The organism is Aeromonas sp. ZOR0001 (genome assembly GCF_000801015.1).
GTDB classification, from domain to species: Bacteria; Pseudomonadota; Gammaproteobacteria; order Enterobacterales; family Aeromonadaceae; genus Aeromonas; species Aeromonas veronii.
In genome coordinates, this window is the sequence record NZ_JRJY01000043.1 from 1 (window position 1) to 1969 (window position 1969).

The 1969-nt window shown below is 64.0% G+C and carries 2 protein-coding genes; both read left to right on the forward strand.

The features are described 5' to 3' along the window. Positions 1-173, forward strand: a 173-nt coding sequence (locus L972_RS20620; RefSeq protein ID WP_197058087.1) for a chorismate-binding protein, incomplete at its 5' end; no start/stop codon positions are given. Between the two features lie 32 nt (positions 174-205). After that, positions 206-1963 carry a 2-succinyl-5-enolpyruvyl-6-hydroxy-3-cyclohexene-1-carboxylic-acid synthase gene (gene menD, locus L972_RS05925; RefSeq protein WP_047436566.1) on the forward strand — a complete coding sequence of 586 codons (1758 nt, stop codon included), beginning with the start codon at positions 206-208 and terminating at the stop codon, positions 1961-1963. Positions 1964-1969 lie beyond the last annotated feature (6 nt).

Below are 1969 nucleotides of genomic sequence, written 5' to 3' on the forward strand. Positions count from 1 at the left end.
GCATGCTGAGTCGGGAGACCTCCGAGTTCTCGGTCGCCATTCGCAGCGCCCGTATTCAGCCGGGCAGCGTCACCCTGTTTGCCGGTGCCGGCATTGTCGCCGGTTCCGAGCCTGTCGCCGAGTGGGCCGAACTCGACAACAAGATCGCCAATGTGCTCTCCCTGCTGGGATAGTCATTCACCCTTTTCACGCTACGAGAGCCCCTATGCCCACCCGTAAAGAGCCTGCCAGCGAAGAGTTTGCCTGCACACCGTTTTCGAGCCAGCACGCCACCTTCAACCACGTCTGGTCCTCCCTCTTGCTGGAGGAGCTCTTTCGCCTCGGGGTGCGCGATATCGCGCTGGCCCCCGGCTCCCGCTCTGCGCCGCTGACCATGGCGGCAGCCGCCCATACCGGTTTTCGCCGCCATCAGCATTTTGACGAGCGCGGCCTCGGCTTTATGGCGCTGGGGCTGGCCAAGGGGAGCAACCGGCCGGTGGCGGTGATCATGACCTCGGGCACCGCAGTGGCCAACCTCTGGCCCGCCGTGGCAGAGGCCCAGCTCACCGGCGTGCCGCTGATTATTCTCTCCGCCGATCGCCCTCACGAACTGATCGACAACGGCGCCAATCAGGCGATCGACCAGCAGGGGATCTTCGGCCGCTACCCCGTCTATCAGCAGAACCTGCCGAGCCCCACCCCGACCATTCCGGCCGCCTTCGTGTTGAGTTCGGTGGACCAAGCCTTGGCCAAGCAGGTGCTCACCCCCGGGGTGGTGCACTTCAACTGCATGTACCCCGAGCCCCTCTACCCGGGCGAGCACTATCAGGATTTCTCCGACTATCTGGCCCCCCTCGGTGACTGGCTCGGCTCGCACAAGCCCTGGAGCCCGTGGCAGCAAAGCGAGCCGACCTGCCCCCCTCAGGCGGAGTGGGAAAGCTTTCGGCAACAGCGCGGCATCGTTGTGGCTGGTCGCATTACCGACCCGAAGCAGGCACAGACTGCCGCCGCGCTGGCGGAGCAACTCGGCTGGCCGCTGCTGGCAGATCTGCAGAGCCAGATCCGCTTCGATAGCCGCAACCTAATCCACATGGATCTGGCGCTCAACGACCCTGAATTCGTCGCCGAGCTGGGCCGCGCCGAGGTGCTGCTGCAATTTGGCGCGCGACTTGTCTCCAAGCGGCTTGGCCAGTTCATAAAACACCATTCATGGCTAGATTACTGGCTGGTGGATCCGCAACCGGCGCGGCTCGATCCCGACTACCGGTTGCGCAACCGGCTGCTCTGCAGTGCCAGCGCCTTTGCTGCGGCCCATCCGGTCACCACCCAGGCCCCTTGGCACACATTGGCCGAGCTGCAACACAACGCCAGCCAGCAGATCGCCGCTGCCTGCGAGCACTTCTCGGAACTCGGGGTCTGCCATCGCCTCAATTCCCTTATCGAAGGGCAACTGTTTGTCGGCAACAGCATGCCAGCCCGATTGATGGATATGCTCGGCGAAACGGGCAAGGGGCCGAGCCGGGTGATGACCAACCGCGGCGCCTCCGGCATCGATGGCCTCATCGCCACCGCCTACGGGTTTGCCCAATCAATCGAGCAGGACAGTGATGAGCCCACTACCCTGCTGCTTGGGGATCTCAGCGCCCTGCACGATCTCAATAGCCTCGCCCTGCTCAGCAAGGCGAGCCGACCGCTGGTGGTGATCCTGCTCAACAACGATGGCGGCAGCATCTTCCGTATGTTGCCGGTGCCCACCGAAGGAGAGCTGCTGGAGAGCTACTACCGGCTGCCCCACGGTCTCAGCTTTGAACATGCCGCCGCCATGTTTGGCCTCGCCTATCGCGCGCCGACCACACTGGCCGAGTTCGAGCGCGATTACAGCGCCGCCCTCCAACATGGCGTTACCTTGATCGAGATCCGGGTACCGAGCGAGCAGGTGGCCGATGATCTCAAGGCGCTGGGGGCCGCCATCCGTGGCAAATAAAGATGC

What these genes read in the sequence shown, in the direction of transcription:
- menD (WP_047436566.1), top strand. Translation starts at nt 206, where the DNA reads ATGCCCACCCGTAAAGAGCCTGCCAGCGAAGAGTTTGCCTGCACACCG.